The organism is Microvirga calopogonii, from assembly GCF_003347665.1.
In the GTDB taxonomy this organism is placed as follows: domain Bacteria; phylum Pseudomonadota; class Alphaproteobacteria; order Rhizobiales; family Beijerinckiaceae; genus Microvirga; species Microvirga calopogonii.
In genome coordinates, this window is sequence record NZ_QDGA01000016.1 from 66,722 (window position 1) to 84,463 (window position 17,742).

Below are 17,742 nucleotides of genomic sequence, written 5' to 3' on the forward strand. Positions count from 1 at the left end.
TGGTCCCCATACCAGTCACAAAGCGTGGCGCCTCACCGGGGATGACAGGAGCCCTTGCATCGGACTAAACCACACCGCTCCTTCAATTTAACGAACCGGCCCCTCGGGCCTGCGTTCTCCTTGATCTCTGAACCGATACCTCATCATGAAGCCAGCCCTGACCCGTGCTCTCGACGCCCTGAAGAAGGGTCAAAGCCTGACGCTGTCCAGCGTGCCGGACGGCTTCGACGCGCTTGCCGTCGCCGATCTTGCACGCGGCCTGTCGGGGCAGGTGGAGGGGCCGGCGGTTCTGGTTCATGTGGCACGCGACGGACAGCGGCAGCAGAACTTCGCCAACAGCCTCGCCTTCATCGCGCCCGAGATCGAGATCCTGACCTTCCCGGCCTGGGACTGCCAGCCCTATGACCGGGTCTCGCCCAATGCGGCGATCACGGCCCAGCGGATGACGACGCTTGCCCGGCTTGCCCGCTCCAAGACCTCGGAGGACAAGCCGCGCATCCTCTCGACCACGGTGAATGCCCTGGTCCAGCGCGTGCCGCCGAAAGCTCGCATCGCGGCCGAGACCTTCTCGGCAGCGCCGGGCAACGTGGTCGACACGACGCAGCTCATCAACTGGCTCGAGGCCAACGGCTTCCTGCGTACCGGCACCGTGCGCGACACGGGCGAATACGCGGTCCGGGGTGGCATCATCGATCTGTTCCCGGCGGGGCTTCCCAACCCGGTGCGCCTCGACTTCTTCGGCGATGCCCTGGAATCGATCCGCGCCTTCGACCCGGAGACCCAGCGCACGGTCGGTACCCTGCGGTCCCTCGATCTGGTTCCCATGAGCGAGGTCCAGCTCACCACGGAGAGCATCCGGCGCTTCCGGCAGTCCTACGTGGCGGCCTTCGGGGCGCCGACCCGGGACGACAGGCTCTACGAGGCGATCAGCGAAGGCAGGCGCTATCCCGGCCTCGAGCACTGGATGCCCCTGTTCCACGACCATCTCGACACCCTGTTCGACTACCTGCCGGGCATTCCGGTGGTGTTCGACACGCTGGCCGACGATGCCGCCGGAGAGCGCCTCGCCCAGGTGAAGGATTATTACGACGCCCGCCGCGAGGCCATGGGGCAGAACCAACCCGGGGTCGCGCCGTATCGCCCGCTCCCGCCGGATGCGCTCTATTTCAAGCCGGACGAATGGTCCGACCGCACGGCCAAACTGCCGCTCGCGCGGCTGACCCCCTTCGCCGTGCCGGAATCCTCCGGCCGTCTCGTCATCGATTGCGAGGCCCGGCAGGGACGCAACTTCATTGCCGAGCGTGCCGACGAGAACGCGAACGTGTTCGAGGCGGTGGTTCGGCACATCCGCGAACTCCAGGCCGGCAAGAAGCGTGTGATGCTTGGCGCCTGGACCGAAGGCTCGCGTGAACGCCTGTGCCATGTGCTGCAGGACCACGACCTGCGCCAGACGAAGCCCATCGCCCGTTTCTCCGACGCGATGGCCTATCCGCGCAACGAGATCCCGGTCGGCATCTGGCCGCTCGAATCGGGCTTCGAGACGGCCGACCTCGCCGTCATCAGCGAGCAGGACATCCTAGGCGACCGCCTCGTGCGCCAGAAGCGCAAATCAAAGCGGCCGCAGGACTTCCTCACCGAGGTTGCGGCGCTGACGCCGGGCGACCTCGTGGTCCATGTGGATCACGGCATCGGCCGCTTCGAGGGCCTGAAGACCATCGAGGCGGCGGGCGCGCCGCACGATTGCCTCGAGCTGCATTATGCGGGCGGCGACCGCCTGTTCCTGCCGGTGGAGAACATCGAGCTTCTGACCCGCTACGGGTCGGAAGAGACGGAAGTCCAGCTCGACAAGCTCGGCGGCGGGGCGTGGCAGGCCCGCAAGGCGCGCATGAAGCAGCGCATCCGCGAGATGGCGGGCGCGCTCATGAAGATCGCCGCAGCCCGCATCCTCAAGGAAGCACCTCGTCTGACGCCGCCGGAAGGCCTCTACGACGAATTCGCGGCCCGCTTCCCCTATGACGAGACCGAGGACCAGCTCAACGCCATCGAAGCGGTGCTGGACGACATGGCCTCGGGCCGTCCGATGGATCGCCTTGTCTGCGGCGACGTGGGCTTCGGCAAGACGGAGGTCGCGCTGCGCGCCGCGTTCGTCGCCGCCATGAGCGGCAAGCAGGTGGCCGTGGTGGTGCCGACGACGCTGCTGGCCCGCCAGCATTACCGCACCTTCTGCGACCGCTTCCGCGGCCTGCCGCTCAACGTGGCGCAGGCCTCCCGCTTCGTCCCGGCCGCCGAGATGAAGAAGACCAAGGAGGGGCTGGCCGACGGGTCGGTCGACATCGTCATCGGCACCCATGCGGTGCTCGGCAAGACCATCAAGTTCAAGGATCTCGGCCTCATCATCGTCGACGAGGAGCAGCATTTCGGCGTTTCGCACAAGGAGCGCCTGAAGGAGCTGCGCGCCGAGGTGCACGTGCTGACTCTCTCGGCCACTCCGATCCCGCGCACCCTGCAACTGGCGCTGACCGGCGTACGCGAGCTGTCGCTGATCACCACGCCGCCGGTGGACCGTCTTGCGGTGCGCACCTTCATCACGCCCTTCGACCCCCTCCTGATCCGCGAGGCGCTGCTGCGCGAGCGCTACCGGGGCGGGCAGGCCTTCTACGTGGTGCCTCGCCTCGACGATCTCGGCGACGTGAAGGCCTTCCTCGACAAGGAGGTGCCTGAGGCGAAGGTGGCGGTGGCGCACGGCCAGATGGCGGCGGGCCAGCTCGAAGACGTCATGACGGCCTTCTACGAGGGCAAGTACGACATCCTGCTCTCCACCACCATCGTGGAATCGGGCCTCGACATCCCGACCGCCAACACACTCATCGTCCACCGGGCCGACATGTTCGGCCTGTCCCAGCTCTACCAGCTGCGCGGCCGCGTCGGACGCTCGAAGACCCGCGCCTATGCCCTGTTCTCTGTCCCGGCCAACAAGACGCTGACTGTCCAGGCGGAACGCCGCCTCAAGGTGCTCCAGACCCTCGACACCCTGGGCGCGGGCTTCCAGCTCGCCTCGCACGATCTCGACATCCGCGGCGCGGGCAACCTGCTCGGCGAGGAGCAGTCCGGCCACATCAAGGAGGTCGGTTACGAGCTCTACCAGCAGATGCTGGAAGAGGCTGTGGCGCAGCTCAAGGCCGGGATCGAGGAACCGGCGGAGGATCAATGGTCGCCCACCATTGCGGTCGGCGCGCCGGTGATGATCCCGGAAAGCTACATTGCCGACCTGCAATTGCGGCTCGGGCTCTACCGTCGCCTCTCGACCTTCGAGACCGACCAGGAGATCGACGCGTTCCGGGCCGAGCTGGTGGACCGTTTCGGACCGGTGCCGTCGGAGGTCGATCAGCTTCTCAAGATCATGGCGATCAAGGTGCTCTGCCGTCGTGCGAACGTGGAAAAGGTGGACGGCGGCCCGAAGGGCATCATTATTTCCTTCCGCGACAATTCCTTCGCCAACCCGACCGGGCTCATCTCCTATGTCACCGAGCAGGCATCCTTCGCGAAGGTACGCCCCGACATGAAGATCGTGTTCGTCCGCGACACCGAAACCCCGGACGAGCGCATCAAGGCTTCGACGACGATCCTCCGCAGCCTCGTGCGAATCGCGGAGAAGAAGGCGGCCTAGGGCGTGAACGCATGACGCGTCATCACCGGCCTTGTGCCGGTGATCCCGATGGCATGAAACGCCGAGTCTCTCCGTATCGGGATGGCCGGGACAAGCCCGGCCATGACGTGGGGACTGTCATCCCCGGCGGCCTTAGGCCGGGAAGGGGATCCACCGACACGCCCGGAGCTATGGATTCCCTGCCCCTCCGCGACGCTTCGGCCGGGAATGACACCGAGGGCGGTCCTATAAGCGAGATCACCGGCACAAGGCCGGTGATGACGTGAGAGGGTTATAGCGGACCCGAAAGCTCAGATGTCCTGCGCCGCGACGGCGTGCATGCTGAGCTGGTTCTGGAGCATCGTGACGGCGCCGCTCACGCCGCCCGTAAGGATCACGGGAGTGCCGCTCTCGGCCAGGTTCTTGCGGAGACGGTTGGCGAGTTCCAGGAAGCGGCGCCGCTCGGCCCAGCCGGCCTCCCGGGGCATCTGCAGCACCACGGCCGCAGGACTCGGAATCAGGGCCAGAACATCGTCGGCGGCCTCGAAGGGGGTCGTGACGCTCGCATATCCCATGCCGGCCAGTTCCATCGACAGAGCACTGTCGGGAGCACGGTCGCCGTTGTCGACGACGAGAACCTTCGGCATTGCGTTCATGACGATACCCTGCAGTTGGACGCGACAGATGAGACAGGAGGTGCTCACCTAACGTCGAAGCAGAGCATTTGTTTCATCATCTACATGAATGGAAGCTCAACAATAGGCCCCGTGCACGGCCCATCGGGGTTAGTGCGGCTGCCACCACCAGGTATCGATATTGGTCCCCATGAGCGGCGTCCTGTCCGGCCGCCTGAGATCGGCCTTGTGGGCAAGCCATTGATCTTTCAGGTAGAAAAGAGGAACCACGTAGAAGCCTGAGAGGAGGGCGCGGTCGAGCGCCCGCACGGACGAGACGAAGTCCTCCCGGCTTTTGGCCTCGAGCAGGCTGTCGATCAGGCGGTCGATCGCCGGCGAGGTAACCCCCGCGTGGTTCTGGGACCCACCCCTTTGCGCCGCGGCCGAGCCCCAGCGGTTGCGCTGTTCATTGCCCGGGGAGGGCGTTCCGGGCCAGAGCCATTGCACCATGTCGAAGTCGAAGCGGGCGAGGCGGCGCCAGTACTGCACGTCATCGACGAGGCGCACACGGGCCTGAATGCCGATTCGGCTCAAGGATTGCGAGAAGTTGAGCGCGAGCCGCTCCTGCGAGCGGGAATTGACCAGCATCTCGAAGGCGAAGGGCTCGCTCGTGCCCTTGCGGCGCAGGACATCGTTCTCCAGCATCCAGCCCGCCTCGGCCAGAAGCGTGAGGGCGCGCCGCGCCGTCTCCCGGTCCCGGCCCGAGCCGTCGCCGGCGGGCGGTTCCCAGCGGCCTTCGAGGATGTCCTCGCGCACGGCGCCGGGGAACGCCGCCAGCAAGGAGCGTTCCCGCTCGTCGGCGGGCCTGCCCGTCGAGGCGAGGTCGGAACCGGCGAAATAGCTGTCGGAGCGGGTGAGCTGGCCGAAATAGAGGTTGCGGTTCACCCAGTCGAAATCGAACAGGTAGCTCAATGCCTCCCGAACCCGCACATCCGCGAAAAGGGCCCTGCGGGTGTTGAACACGAAGCCGTTCATGCCCTTGGGCAGCCGGGTCGCCAGGGTCTCGCGTACGATGCGGCCGTCCCTCACGGCGGGGATGTCGTAGCCTGTGGCCCATTGACCCGGATCGCCCTCGATCCGGAAATCGTAGAGCCCGGCCTTGAAGGCCTCGAACAGGCTGTTGGCATCGCGATAGAAATCGTACCGGATCTCGTCGAAGTTATAGAGGCCGCGGGTGATGGCCAAATCCTCGCCCCAGTAATCCTTGCGGCGCGTCAGCACGACCCGCTCGCCGGGCCTCACCTCGGTCAGGGCATAGGGGCCGGAGCCGATGGGCGGTGTCAGGGAGGTTTTGTCGAAGGTCTCCATGTTGGTCGCATGGGCCGGGAAGATCGGCATCGTCATGCCGATGAGGAGCGGCAATTCCCGGTCGTTGGAGCCGGAGAGATCAAAGCGGATGCGGTGCGGGTCGAGGATCTCGACGGCCTTTACCTGCCCGAAGCTGGAGCGGTGGAAGGGCTTGCCGTATTTCTTCAGCGCCTCGAAGGAGAAGCGCACGTCCTCGGCCGTCAGGGGACGGCCGTCCGAAAAGCGGGCGCGGGGATCAAGGTTGAAGGTGATGAAGCTCCGGTCCTCCGGCATCTCGACCGTTCGGGCGACGAGGCCGTAGATCGTGAACGGCTCGTCGGTCGAGCGCATCATCAGGCTCTGGAGCACGTAGCGCGGCACCGCGTCCGGGGCGACGCCGAGGACGATCAACGGATTGAGGCTGTCGAACGTGCCCTGGAGGGCCAGCGTGATTCGACCACCCTTCGGCGCCTGGGGATTGGCGTAGGGCAGGTGCTCGAAGCCCGGCGGAAGGGCAGGCTCCCCGTGCATCGCGATGCCATGCCGCGGCGCCTCCTGACCGGCCTCGGCTGCGAGTCCCAGGGCCGGAAAGAGAAACGCGGCGACAATCAGCAGATTCCGTATAAGCCTGAGGCCCATGACGCTCCCGGTGCAAGACGGCGTTCAACCTGAGCAATGTTGTACAGAAATTTGCCCGAGGTGACTGGAAACCTACCACACGAAAGGTTAAAGGAGCCGCACACGTCTTGTCTTCGCCACATTAGGCAAGGATTTGGACCCCGTCATTGCAGGTTAAGAACACGCCGGATAAACGGCATATTCGAAAGCCGACCTTTCGACTGAAGAGGATCACAAACATGTCTTTCGCGACACGCTTCGCGAGCCTGGGGGGGACCCGTGGCCTGGCAACCGCCATGGCTCTTCTGGTGAGCGCACCCGTTCTGGCTCAGACCGCTCCGGCCCCGAAGCCCGCGGCTCCGGCGACCCGTCCGGCCGCCCCGGCCCAGCAGCCCGCTCCAGGCGGCGCCCAGCAGCAGAATTCCGGCCCGACGGTCGTGCAGGTGAAGGCCGAGCCGTCCCAGCCGGAATGGACCAAGGTCTGCGGCAAGGACCAGAACACCAACACCGAGATCTGCTACACGACCCGCGACTTCGTGTCGGACCAGGGCCAGCCGGTTCTCGCTCTCGCCGTCTATGACGTGAAGGGTCAGCAGCCGCAGAAGGTCGTCCGCTTCGTGATGCCGCTCGGACTGCTCCTGCAGCCCGGCCTGCGCTTCGCCGTGGATCAGGGCCAGGCGACCGCCGGCCGCTACGTCATGTGCCTGCCCAACGGCTGCTTCGCCGAGGCTCAGGTGAAGGACGACTTCATCGCCGCCATCAAAAAGGGCAGCAACCTGAACGTCAGCGTCCAGAACCAGATGGGCCGCGAGATCACCTTCGCCGTCCCGGCCGCCGGCTTCGGCAAGGCTTTCGACGGTCCTCCGATCGACCCGAAGGTGCTCGAGGAGCAGCAGAAGAAGCTCCAGGAAGAGCTGCAGAAGAAGAGCGAGGAGATGCGTCAGCGCATGCTCCAGAGCCAGGGTCAGGGCGGCGCGGCCGCTCCCGGCGCTGCTGCTCCCGCCGCTCCGGCTGCTCCCAAGCCGTAAGGCTCGAAGCATCGACCAAACAGAAACGCCGGGCTTTTGGCCCGGCGTTTTCTTTTGCCTCGATCGAAGATCTTAGTTGGCCAGGATCGGCTTGGCCTTGTAGATGCCGTTCTTCTCCAGGGTGAACATCTCGGCAATCATCGGATTGCGCAGAGGCTCGTCGGAATGGTCGGGCAGAAGGTTCTGCTCGGAAACGTAGGCAATGTACTCGGTTTCCGCGTTCTCGGCGAAGAGGTGGTAGAAAGGCTGGTCCTTGCGGGGCCGGACGTCCTCAGGGATCGACAGCCACCATTCCTCGGTGTTGTCGAATTCCGGATCGACATCGAAGATGAGCCCCCTGAAATCGAAGACCCGATGCCGAACCACTTGGCCGATCGCGAATTTTGCTGAACTCGCTTTCATGGTCTTAACTCCTTGATCTCCATATAGAGATCCTCGCTGGAATCTCCAAATCGGCCATCTGTCACAATCAGGAGAGCGAAACCGCTCCAGGCTGGAGCCTTGCATTTCGCGACTGCCGCCCTTCCGAAAGGCAGGATTGCCGCAAGATGGGAACCTTGTCAGAAGAGGCATCCACCTCGGGGCCGTCGTACCTTCCTCCCGCTGTCCATTCGGAGCCGCCGATGTCCGACCTGATCGGGCTGTTCAATCTTCTTGCCCCTTTCTTCGGCCTCATCGGGCTCGGCTTCTTCTGCGGCAGGGTGGTGAAGCAGCCCGAGGCCGGGCTCGCCTGGATGCAGTTCTTCCTCATCTACGTGGCGCTGCCCTGCCTGTTCTACCGGCTCATTGCCGATAAGCCCCTGGACGAGCTGGCCAATTGGCCGTTCGTCGCTGCGACGACCTTCTCGACCGCTTGCGCCTTCGTGCTCTCGTTCGCCACCGGCTGGCGCCACACGAAGGACCTGCCGCAATCCGTCATGCAGGGGGTGGCCGGGTCCTATTCCAATATCGGCTACATGGGGCCGCCGCTCATCCTCGCGGCCATCGGCACCTCGGCCAGTGCCCCGGTGGTCTTGATCTTCGTCTTCGACAACCTGTTCCTGTTTTCCGTGGTCCCGCTGCTGATGTCGATGGCTGGCCTCGACCGGCTCAGCCTGCCCGCAACGATCCGCCGGATCGTCTGGCGCGTGGTGACCCATCCGTTCAACGTCGCCACGGCCATCGGCATCGCGGCGAGCTACCTGCATGTCCGGCTTCCCGGGCCCGCCGAGCAGATCGTCTCGTGGCTGTCCGGAGCGGCTGCGCCGTGCGCACTGTTCATCCTCGGCGTGACGGTGGCCCTGCGGCCGTTGCGACAGATGCCGGGCGAGGTTCCGGCGCTCGTCTTCATCAAGCTGATTCTCCACCCGCTGCTGGTCTGGGTGGTGCTGTCAGCCGTGGGCGATTTCGGCCCGGCCTGGACCTACGCCGCCATGATCATGGCGGCCCTGCCGCCCGCCCTCAACATCTTCGTCATCTCGACCCAGTACAATGTGGGCGTGGAACGCGCCTCGGCCTGCGTCCTCGTCGGCACTCTGGTGTCGATGTTCACCCTGACCGGCATTCTCTACCTCACCACGAAGACCGGGGTTCTGCCTTACGACCTGTTCCCGTGAGGGTATAATCCTCTCTCCACGTCATCACCGGCCTTGTGCCGGTGATCCCGGTTGGAAAAGCGCCGTGCCTCACACGATCGGGATGGCCGGCACGAGGCCGGCCATGTCGACGGTGGTTTCAACCCGACCTAACCCTGCATCAATCGGGGCGCGCCGACGCGCGGAAGAACGCCCTCGCGCATGACGATCCGGCGCAGGGGGCCGATGTTGCTCAAGGCCAGAAGACCGGCGCCGCGCAGGAAATCGGTCGGGATCATGCCCGTGAGGAGCGTCCTGTTCAGGCCGTCCACGGCGGCCGTGCGCAGGCGGACATCGAGGTCCCGGCTGCGCTGATACTGCGTCAAGGTCTGGTCCGATCCGGGGGCGTGACCTTCGTCTCCTGCATCGACGACAGCATCCCGCAGGGATGCGACGTCCCGGAAGCCGAGGTTGAGGCCCTGGGCGCCGATGGGCGGGAACACGTGGGCGGCCTCTCCGACAAGGGCGAGGTGCTGCGAGCTGTACCGATTGACCGAGAGACCGCTCATGGGCACGAGCCCGCGCGGGCCGTCGATGCGCATGGCCCCGAGATGCGATTGCGCCTGCCGCTCGATGGCAAGGGCGAGGGCCGTGTCGTCGAGGCCCGAGAGGCGTTCCGCCTCTTCCTTGCTAGTGACCCATACCAGGCTGGACCGGCGGCCGGGCAGGGGCACCAGGGTGAAGGGTCCGTGGCGGGTATGGAACTCCGTCGAGGTGTCCCGGTGCTCCCGGTCGTGGGCCAGGATGACCGTCACGGCGGATTGCGGATAGGACCACGTCTTCGCATCGATTCCGGCGATCTGGCGCAGTTTGGAGTTCCGTCCGTCGGCCGCGACCACGAGGCCTGCTCGGATTGTCGCGCCGCCCGCCAGGGTCAGGGCCGCACCCTGGTCGTCCTTCGCGAAGCCCGTTGCGAATTCCGGCACGAGAGTCAGGTGCTCGGACTTCCGGGCTACGTCGGCGAGGGTCTCGACGAGGGCAACGTTCTCGATGTTCCAGCCGAAAGCGTCGAGGCCGATCTCACCGGCCCGGAACGAAGCCGGGGGCGGACGGAACAGGCTGCCCGTGTAGTCGATGATGCGCATCGTCTCGAGCGGGGCCGCGACGGAAGCCACCGCGGGCCAGACGCCGAGCACTTCCAGGAAGCGCACGGAGCCGTTGAGAAGGGCGACGGTCCGCCCATCCCGGCGCACGTCGAGGCCGCCGATGAGAACGGTTTCGTAGCCGTCGCGGGCGAAGGCCAAGGCGGCACTCAGGCCCACGGCTCCGGCGCCGACGATGGCGATGTCATAGGTGTTCTCGGTCACGGGCACTCTCACCATCAGGTTGTGGACGGTTGGCGGACTCACAATAAACCACGGATTCGGCATTGCCGACCGGCGCAGCGCTTCCCTATGATCGTTCCATAACGGAAGTTCGCCCCCGTTCGGCCCTTGCCAAGAGCCGCGCGGGCCGTCATCCATGTGCAAATTCCTAACCAGCTGCAACCCTTGAAATCAGAGTCGCTTGTGTGAAGGCAGACGTAGCATCATCGGGGCCGCCCCTCGTCGAACTTCAAGGGATCAGCAAGCGCTATGGCGACCTTCTCGCCAATGACGGGATCAATCTGGCCATCCAGCCCGGCGAGATCCACGCTCTTCTGGGTGAGAACGGCGCCGGCAAATCCACACTGGTCAAGATCCTCTACGGGGTCATCGAGCCGAGCGCCGGCGAGATCCGGTGGGAGGGCCGTCCGGTCTCCATCGGCTCCCCGGTCGAGGCGCGCAATCTCGGCCTCGGCATGGTGTTCCAGCATTTCTCGCTGTTCGACGAACTGACCGTTGCGGAGAACATCGCCGTGGCGCTGTCGGACGAATGGAGCCTGTCCACCGTCCGCAGCAAGCTCGGCGAGATCAGCCGGACCTACGGCCTGGCGCTCGATGCCGACCGCGCGGTCTGGACCCTCTCGGCCGGCGAGCGCCAGCGCATCGAGATCGTCCGCTGCCTGCTCCAGAACCCCAGGCTTCTGATCCTGGATGAGCCGACTTCGGTTCTGACGCCGCAGGAGGCAGAGCATCTTTTTACCACCCTCGACCGTCTCTCGGCGGAGGGCTGCTCCATTCTCTACATCTCGCACAAGCTCGAGGAGGTGCGCCGCCTCTGCCGCAGCGCCACGATCCTGCGTGCCGGGCGGGTGGTCGCCACCCTCGATCCACGGGCCAGGAGCGCCCGCGAGATCGCCGCATTGATGGTCGGCAACGAGGTCGGGGAAGTTCGCACCGACGCGCCGCACCATGTCCTGGGCGAGATGCTCAGGGTCTCGCACCTTTCGATGCCGCCGGCTGGTCTCCACGGACAGGCCCTGCGCGACATCGATCTCGAGGCACGGGCCGGCGAGGTCGTGGGCATCGCCGGCGTCGCTGGCAACGGGCAGAGCGAATTCTTCGCCGCGCTGTCGGGCGAGCGTCTGGCCGATCGGCCGGATGCCATCGTGATCGCCGGGAAGCCCTCGGGAACCATGGGCATCGACGCCCGCCGACGCCTGGGCGCGGCCTTCGTGCCGGAGGAACGCCTCGGCCATGCGGCGGCTCCGACCCATCGCCTGAGCGAGAACACCCTGATCTCCCACGCGGCGACCGAAGTGAGCCGCTCCGGCTTCATCCTTCTGAATGCCGCCAAGCGGCTCGCCCGGTCTATCATCCAGAGCTTCGACGTGCGCACCCCCGAGGGGGATCCGCAGGCACGCAAGCTCTCGGGAGGCAACCTGCAGAAATTCGTGATCGGCCGTGAGATCATCCGCAAGCCGAAGCTCATCGTCGTCGATCAGCCCACCTGGGGCGTCGATGCGGGTGCGGCGCGGCTCATCCGTCAGGCGCTCGTCGATCTCGCCCGCGCGGGCAGCGCCGTCGTGGTCGTCAGCCAGGATCTCGACGAGCTGTTCGAAGTGGCCGACAGGATGGCCGTGATCCATCAAGGGCAGTTGAGCCCGGTCAAGCCCGTCGGTGAATGGACCAAGGAAGCCATCGGCCTGGAAATGCTCGGTGTCGCACAAGCCCAGGGGGGTGCTCATGCGCTTTGAGCTGACGCCCCGTCCCAACGTGTCTCCCGTCATGCGGACACTCGCTCCAGTGGCGGCCTTCGTGACGGCCTTCCTCATCGCGGGATTCGTCATCTGGCTGATGGGCCGCTCGCCCATCGCGGCCTTCGACGTCTACGTGCTCCAGCCCCTGAGCGACCCGTGGTCCCTGCAGGAGCTTCTCGTCAAGGCGACGCCGCTGGCCCTCATCGCCATCGGCCTGTCCTATTGCTTCCGCGCCAATCTCTGGAACATCGGCGCGGAAGGCCAGTACGTGATCGGCGCCGTGCTCGGCAGCTGGCTCGCGCTTAAAGTCCATGGCACGGAGGCCGGTTTCTGGGTGCTGCCGCTCATGCTGCTGCTCGGCATCATCGGCGGAGCGCTCTACGGGTTGATCCCGGCCTTCCTGAAGACGCGCTTCGGCGTCAACGAGATCCTGACCAGCCTCATGCTGGTCTATGTCGCGCAGCTGATCCTCGATTATCTGGTGCGCGGCCCGTGGCGCGATCCCAAGGGCTTCAACTTCCCGCAATCGGTGACCTTCGACCCGTCAGCCACGCTGCATCCGATTTTGGAAGGCGGCCGTGTCCACTTCGGAGCCGTGTTCGCGCTGATCGCCGTCCTGCTCACCGCCGTGATCCTCGGACGGACCCTGTTCGGCTACCGGCTCAAGCTGACCGGCGACGCGCCCCGGGCGGCGCGGTTCGCGGGATTCAGCTCCAAGGCGACCACGATGGCCGTCTTCGCCATCTCGGGCGGGCTGGCCGGTTTGGCGGGCATTTCCGAAGTGTCGGGCCAGATCGGTCAGCTGCAGCCGTCGATTTCGCCCGGTTACGGCTTCACGGCCATCACGGTGGCCTTCCTGGGGCGCCTTAACCCCATCGGCATCCTGATCGCGGCCCTCGTCGTCGCCCTGACCTTCATCGGCGGCGAGAGCGCGCAGATCATGCTGAAGCTGCCGCTCGATCTGACGCAGGCCTTCCAGGGCATCCTGCTGCTCTGCGTGCTCGCGGCCGACGCGCTCGTGAGCTACCGCGTTCGTTTCGTCTCACAGGGAGGGGGCAAGTGACCACTTTCGAGGCCATTCTGCTCACCATCGTGACGGCGTCCACGCCACTCCTGATCGCCGCCCTGGGCGAGCTGGTGACGGAGCGCTCCGGCGTCCTCAACCTCGGCGTCGAAGGAATGATGGCGATGGGCGCCGCCTGCAGCTTCGCCGCCGCCGTGACCTTCGACTCGACCCTGCTCGGCGTCGCCGCCGGGATGCTCGCGGGCGTCCTGATGGCCGCCCTGTTCGCCCTGGTGGTGCTGGGCTTTGCCGCTAATCAGGTCGGCTCGGGCTTGGCGCTCACGATCTTCGGCCTCGGCCTGTCCGGCCTGATCGGCGCTCCTTTCGTGGGCGCGCGGCGCGACCCGGTCGCACATCTCGACATTCCCTTGTTGAGCGATATCCCGGTCGTCGGTCGCCTGTTTTTTGAGCAGGACCTTTTCGTTTACGCCTCCATCGGGCTCACGATCCTGGTCGCCGTCTATCTCGCCAGGACGCGCTCCGGTCTCACCCTGCGCTCCATCGGCGAGAACCATACGTCGGCCAATGCGCTGGGCCTGCCGGTCTGGCGGGTGCGCTTTTGGGCCATCCTGTTCGGCGGCGCCTGCGCGGGCTTGGCCGGGGCCTATCTCGCCCTCGTCTATACCCGCTTCTGGTCGCCCGGCATGACGGCGGGGCGCGGCTGGATCGCCTTGGCTCTGGTGGTCTTCGCGGCGTGGCGGCCGGGCTGGCTCCTCGTCGGCGCCTATATCTTCGGGGCCGCGACGGTGCTGCAGCTCCACGCCCAGGCGGCCCAGTTCGGCGTGCCGCCTCAGCTCCTGTCGGCCGTGCCGTATCTTGCCACGATCATCGCCCTGCTGCTCCTCTCCCTGCGCCATGGCCGGGCCATCGGCGCCCCAGGTTCCCTGGGCGTGCCATTCGTGCCTGACCGGTGAGCAAACTGGTGTTAATCTGACCAAAGTGTAGGCAGAGGAATTCTTGCCAGAAGCCTTCAGACCTGCGACGGAATGTGTGAAATCCAAACTCGAGGGAACGAGCATGTTTTCAGGGAAAGTCTTCGGAGCCGTTGCGGGGGCAGCGATCCTGGCTCTGTCCGCCACCGGCGCATTCGCGCAGGCGAAGGACAAGATCAAGGTCGGCTTCATCTATGTGGGCCCCGTGGGTGACTTCGGCTGGAGCCACCAGCACGACCAGGGCCGTCAGGCCATCGAAAAGGCCTTTCCTGGAAAGGTGACGACCACCTTCGTCGAGAGCGTGCCCGAGGCCGATTCCGAGCGCGCCATCGAACAGCTTGCCCGCACCGGCCACGACCTGATCTTCACGACGTCCTTCGGCTTCATGGAGCCAACCCTGAAGGTCGCCAAGAAGTATCCGAACATCAAATTCGAGCACGCCACCGGCTTCAAGCGCGCTCCGAACCTCTCGACCTATGCGGCGAAATTCCACGAAGGCCGCTACATCACCGGCGTGATCGCCGGCAAGATGACCAAGTCCAACACCATCGGCTATGTGGGCGCATTCCCGATCCCGGAAGTGATCGCCGGCATCAACGCCTACTATCTCGGCGCGCAATCGGTGAACCCGAACGTCAAGATCAAGATCGTGTTCGCCAACACGTGGTTCGATCCGGCGAAGGAAGGCGATGCCGCCAAGGCACTGCTCGACCAGGGTGTCGATGTCCTCGCTCAGCACACGGACAGCCCGGCTCCAATCCAGGCCGCCGAGGCCCGCGGCAAGTTCGGCTTCGGCCAGGCTTCCGACATGGAGCGCTTCGCCCCTAAGGCGCAGCTCACTGCCATCACCGACAATTGGGACGACTACTACGTCTCTCGCGCCAAGGCGGTTCTCGACGGGACCTGGAAGTCGGAGGACACCTGGGGCGGCATCAACGCCCACATGGTCGTGATGACGCCCTACAAGAACGTGCCCGACGACGTGAAGAAGATGGCCGAGGAGACCGAGGCCGCCATCAAGTCCGGCAAGCTCAACCCCTTCAAGTGCCCGGTCATCGGCCAGGACGGCAAGGAGATCGAGTGCAAGGGCAACGGCGCGCTCTCCGACGAGCAGGTGCTCGGCATGAACTTCTACGTGAAGGGAATCGAGGACAAGATCCCGCAATAAGCGGAACGAGCTTGAACCAGGAAGGGCAGCCGGGCGACCGGCTGCCTTTTTCTTTGCGGCCGCTATATCGGTCCCCAAAGACACAGGGAATGAGCGATGACCGAACGGATCACGATCAAGCCAGGTGAGCACGACGTCCTCATCGTCGTGGATGTGCAGGTCGATTTCCTGCCGGGCGGTGCGCTGGCCGTGCCGGACGGCGATGCGGTGATCGGCCCTGTCAACCGGCTCGCGAAGCACTTCCGCCACGTGGTGCTGACGCAGGACTGGCACCCGGAGGGACACGCCTCCTTCGCGTCGAGCCATCCCGCCAAGCAGCCCTTCGAGACGACCGAGCTGCATTACGGCTCACAGGTGCTCTGGCCGGATCATTGCGTGCAGGGGACGCCCGGCGCAGAGATCTCCCGTGACCTCGCGATCCCGCACGCGCAGCTCGTCATCCGCAAAGGCTACAATGCTGGGATCGACAGCTATTCGGGCTTCAAGGAGGCGGACCGGCTGACCTCGACCGGGCTTGCCGGTTACCTGAAGGAGAGGGGCTTTCGCCGGGTCTTCTGCGTCGGGCTCGCCCTGGACTTCTGCGTCGCCTGGACGGCCCTCGATGCGGTGGAGGCCGGGTTCGAGACGTTTCTGATCGAGGACGCGTCGCGGGCCATCGACACGAATGGATCCCTCGAGAATGCCCGGCAAGACCTGAAGTCGGCGGGCGTTCATACGATCCGGAGCGAGCAGATCGTCGGGGCTTGAACTCTACCGTCATGCCCGGCCTTGTGCCGGGCATCCACGTGTGGCCTTTATGGCAGTTGCCCTCAGAAGCCCTCATCCTGAGGAGGATCGCGTCAGCAATCCGTCTCGAAGGACGGGGGCGCCTCTAGAGAGCTCTGGACGATCCTTCGAGACGCAGCTTTGCTGCTCCTCAGGATGAGGTGGGAGGGTTGAAATGAAATCACCGGCACGAGGCCGGTGATGACGTGGAGTATGGGGATCGGCCTGCGCCCTAAACCACCGTCCCGTGGAGGTCGTACTCGTCCGAGCTTTCGATCTTCACGTTGACGATCTCGCCGGGCTTCAGCGGCGCCTTCGAGGCCACGTAGACGACGCCGTCGATCTCGGGGGCGTCGTATTTGGTGCGGCCGGTCGCGACCGTGGCGCCCTGCTCGTCGATGATCACGGGGAGGGTCTTGCCGACCTTGTTCTTAAGAATCCTGGCGCTGACCTTCTGCTGGGTCTGCATGAAGCGGTGCCAGCGCTCCTCCTTCACCTCCGGCGGAACCGCGCCGTCGATGTCGTTCGCAGGCGCGCCCTGGACCGGCTCGTACTGGAAGCAGCCGGCGCGGTCGATCTTGGCGTCGTTCAGCCATTGCATCAGGAAATCCACGTCCTCTTCCGTCTCGCCGGGGAAGCCGACGATGAAGGTCGAGCGGATGGCGAGATCGGGGCAGATCTCGCGCCATTTGTGGATCCGCTCTAGGGTCTTCTCCTGGTTGCCGGGGCGCCGCATGGATTTCAGGACACGCGGGGAGGCGTGCTGGAAGGGGATATCCAGGTAGGGAAGGATCTTGCCCTCGGCCATCAGCGGGATGACCTCGTCCACATGCGGGTAGGGATAGACGTAGTGCATGCGAACCCACATGCCGAGATCGCCGAGTTCCCTGGCGAGCTCGAAGAACCGAGTGCGGACCTCGCGGTCCTTCCACAGGCTGGGCTGGTACTTGATATCGAGGCCGTATGCGCTGGTGTCCTGGGAAATGACCAGCAGTTCCTTCACGCCGGCCTTGGCGAGCTTTTCAGCCTCGCGCAGCACGTCGGCGATGGGACGGCTGACGAGGTCGCCGCGCAGCTTCGGAATGATGCAGAAGGAGCAGCGGTTGTTGCAGCCCTCGGAAATCTTCAGGTAGGCGTAGTGGCGCGGCGTCAGCTTCACGCCCTGGGGCGGAACGAGATCCACGAAGGGATCATGGGCCGGCGGCACGGCCTGATGTACGGCCGAGACTACGGACTCGTACGCCTGAGGCCCGGTGATCGCCAGGACGTTCGGGAACTGGTCGCGGATCTGCTCGGGCTCGGCACCCATGCAGCCGGTGACGATGACTTTGCCGTTCTCGGCCATGGCCTCGCCGATGGCCTCGAGGGACTCGGCCTTGGCGCTGTCGAGGAAGCCGCAGGTGTTGACGATCACCACGTCGGCCCCGTCATGCTCCTTGGTCAGCTGGTAACCTTGGGCGCGAAGCTGGGTGATGATGCGCTCGGAATCCACCAGGGCCTTCGGGCAGCCCAGGGACACGAACGAGACTTTCGGCGCGGGAGCATTCATCCGCAAAATCCACTTATCTAATCGAAACTGACATCCGCGAGGCACCTGCCGGGAGCGGCGCATCGTGACGAATCCACGACGGGGAAACCTGTCGATCGAGGGCAGGAACACTCGGTACGGTCCGGCAGGATTGCACTGAGGACGTGCCGGCGATGTCGCCTGGATCGATCCAGCGCCTCGCGCAGGCGTTCCAACACATCAGGACCGCGCGACTTAAGACGCGATGTGCCTTTACAACACCGGGTTGGCCTTTACAACATCCGGTTTGACGCGGGGATTTCCCGCAATGCGAAGCGAGGGAGCCTCGGTCGACCCATCCCGTGGGCATTGAAGCCTGG

Annotated in this window: 13 protein-coding genes; 8 read left to right on the forward strand and 5 right to left on the reverse strand. The window is 65.2% G+C overall.

The genetic code is table 11. The features are described 5' to 3' along the window. The first annotated feature begins 145 nt into the window (after positions 1-145). Positions 146-3,667 carry a transcription-repair coupling factor gene (gene mfd, locus DDF70_RS14735; protein WP_170316077.1) on the forward strand — a complete coding sequence of 1,174 codons (3,522 nt, stop codon included), beginning with the start codon at positions 146-148 and terminating at the stop codon, positions 3,665-3,667. Positions 3,668-3,957: 290 nt separating this feature from the next. Here the strand turns inward: mfd and DDF70_RS14740 are convergent, their stop codons facing one another. After that, complete coding sequence (locus DDF70_RS14740) at positions 3,958-4,302, reverse strand: response regulator (RefSeq protein ID WP_114945611.1); 345 nt, start codon at positions 4,300-4,302, stop codon at positions 3,958-3,960. 129 nt (positions 4,303-4,431) lie between these two features. Continuing rightward, the gene (locus DDF70_RS14745) at positions 4,432-6,246 is read right to left on the reverse strand and encodes an extracellular solute-binding protein (RefSeq protein ID WP_114945612.1); all 1,815 of its coding nucleotides are present in this window, start codon (positions 6,244-6,246) and stop codon (positions 4,432-4,434) included. A 218-nt stretch (positions 6,247-6,464) separates the two neighbouring features. Between DDF70_RS14745 and DDF70_RS14750 the strand changes: the two genes are divergently transcribed. Next, entirely contained in the window at positions 6,465-7,253 is a 789-nt protein-coding gene (locus DDF70_RS14750) for an invasion associated locus B family protein (RefSeq protein ID WP_114945613.1), read from the forward strand. Between the two features lie 72 nt (positions 7,254-7,325). On the opposite strand, the gene hspQ is transcribed toward DDF70_RS14750, so the two are convergent. After that, complete coding sequence (gene hspQ / locus DDF70_RS14755) at positions 7,326-7,655, reverse strand: heat shock protein HspQ (RefSeq protein WP_114945614.1); 330 nt, start codon at positions 7,653-7,655, stop codon at positions 7,326-7,328. Positions 7,656-7,876: 221 nt separating this feature from the next. Here hspQ and DDF70_RS14760 point away from each other — a divergent pair, with 221 nt between their 5' ends. Next, the gene (locus tag DDF70_RS14760; RefSeq protein ID WP_114945615.1) at positions 7,877-8,848 is read left to right on the forward strand and encodes an AEC family transporter; all 972 of its coding nucleotides are present in this window, start codon (positions 7,877-7,879) and stop codon (positions 8,846-8,848) included. A gap of 128 nt (positions 8,849-8,976) precedes the next feature. On the opposite strand, the gene DDF70_RS14765 is transcribed toward DDF70_RS14760, so the two are convergent. After that, the gene (locus tag DDF70_RS14765) at positions 8,977-10,188 is read right to left on the reverse strand and encodes a UbiH/UbiF family hydroxylase (RefSeq protein ID WP_170316078.1); all 1,212 of its coding nucleotides are present in this window, start codon (positions 10,186-10,188) and stop codon (positions 8,977-8,979) included. A 188-nt stretch (positions 10,189-10,376) separates the two neighbouring features. Here DDF70_RS14765 and DDF70_RS14770 point away from each other — a divergent pair, with 188 nt between their 5' ends. From DDF70_RS14770 to DDF70_RS14790, 5 genes are all read left to right on the forward strand, one after another. After that, positions 10,377-11,924, forward strand: coding sequence for an ABC transporter ATP-binding protein (locus DDF70_RS14770; protein ID WP_114945616.1), 1,548 nt, complete (start codon positions 10,377-10,379; stop codon positions 11,922-11,924). Then, the gene (locus tag DDF70_RS14775) at positions 11,914-12,990 is read left to right on the forward strand and encodes an ABC transporter permease (RefSeq protein WP_114945617.1); all 1,077 of its coding nucleotides are present in this window, start codon (positions 11,914-11,916) and stop codon (positions 12,988-12,990) included. The genes DDF70_RS14770 and DDF70_RS14775 overlap by 11 nt, the downstream gene beginning before the upstream one ends. Further along, positions 12,987-13,904 carry an ABC transporter permease gene (locus tag DDF70_RS14780; protein ID WP_114945618.1) on the forward strand — a complete coding sequence of 306 codons (918 nt, stop codon included), beginning with the start codon at positions 12,987-12,989 and terminating at the stop codon, positions 13,902-13,904. Before DDF70_RS14775 ends, DDF70_RS14780 begins: the two co-directional genes overlap by 4 nt. 103 nt (positions 13,905-14,007) lie before the next feature. After that, a complete protein-coding gene (locus DDF70_RS14785) occupies positions 14,008-15,090 on the forward strand; it encodes a BMP family ABC transporter substrate-binding protein (RefSeq protein WP_114945619.1) in 1,083 nt (360 codons plus the stop codon). Positions 15,091-15,186: 96 nt separating this feature from the next. Continuing rightward, on the forward strand, positions 15,187-15,837 hold the full coding sequence (locus DDF70_RS14790; RefSeq protein WP_114945620.1) for a nicotinamidase: 651 nt from the start codon (positions 15,187-15,189) through the stop codon (positions 15,835-15,837). A 250-nt stretch (positions 15,838-16,087) separates the two neighbouring features. Here DDF70_RS14790 and rimO read toward each other — a convergent pair whose 3' ends face one another. Continuing rightward, a complete protein-coding gene (rimO, locus tag DDF70_RS14795) occupies positions 16,088-17,404 on the reverse strand; it encodes a 30S ribosomal protein S12 methylthiotransferase RimO (RefSeq protein WP_114945621.1) in 1,317 nt (438 codons plus the stop codon). Positions 17,405-17,742 lie beyond the last annotated feature (338 nt).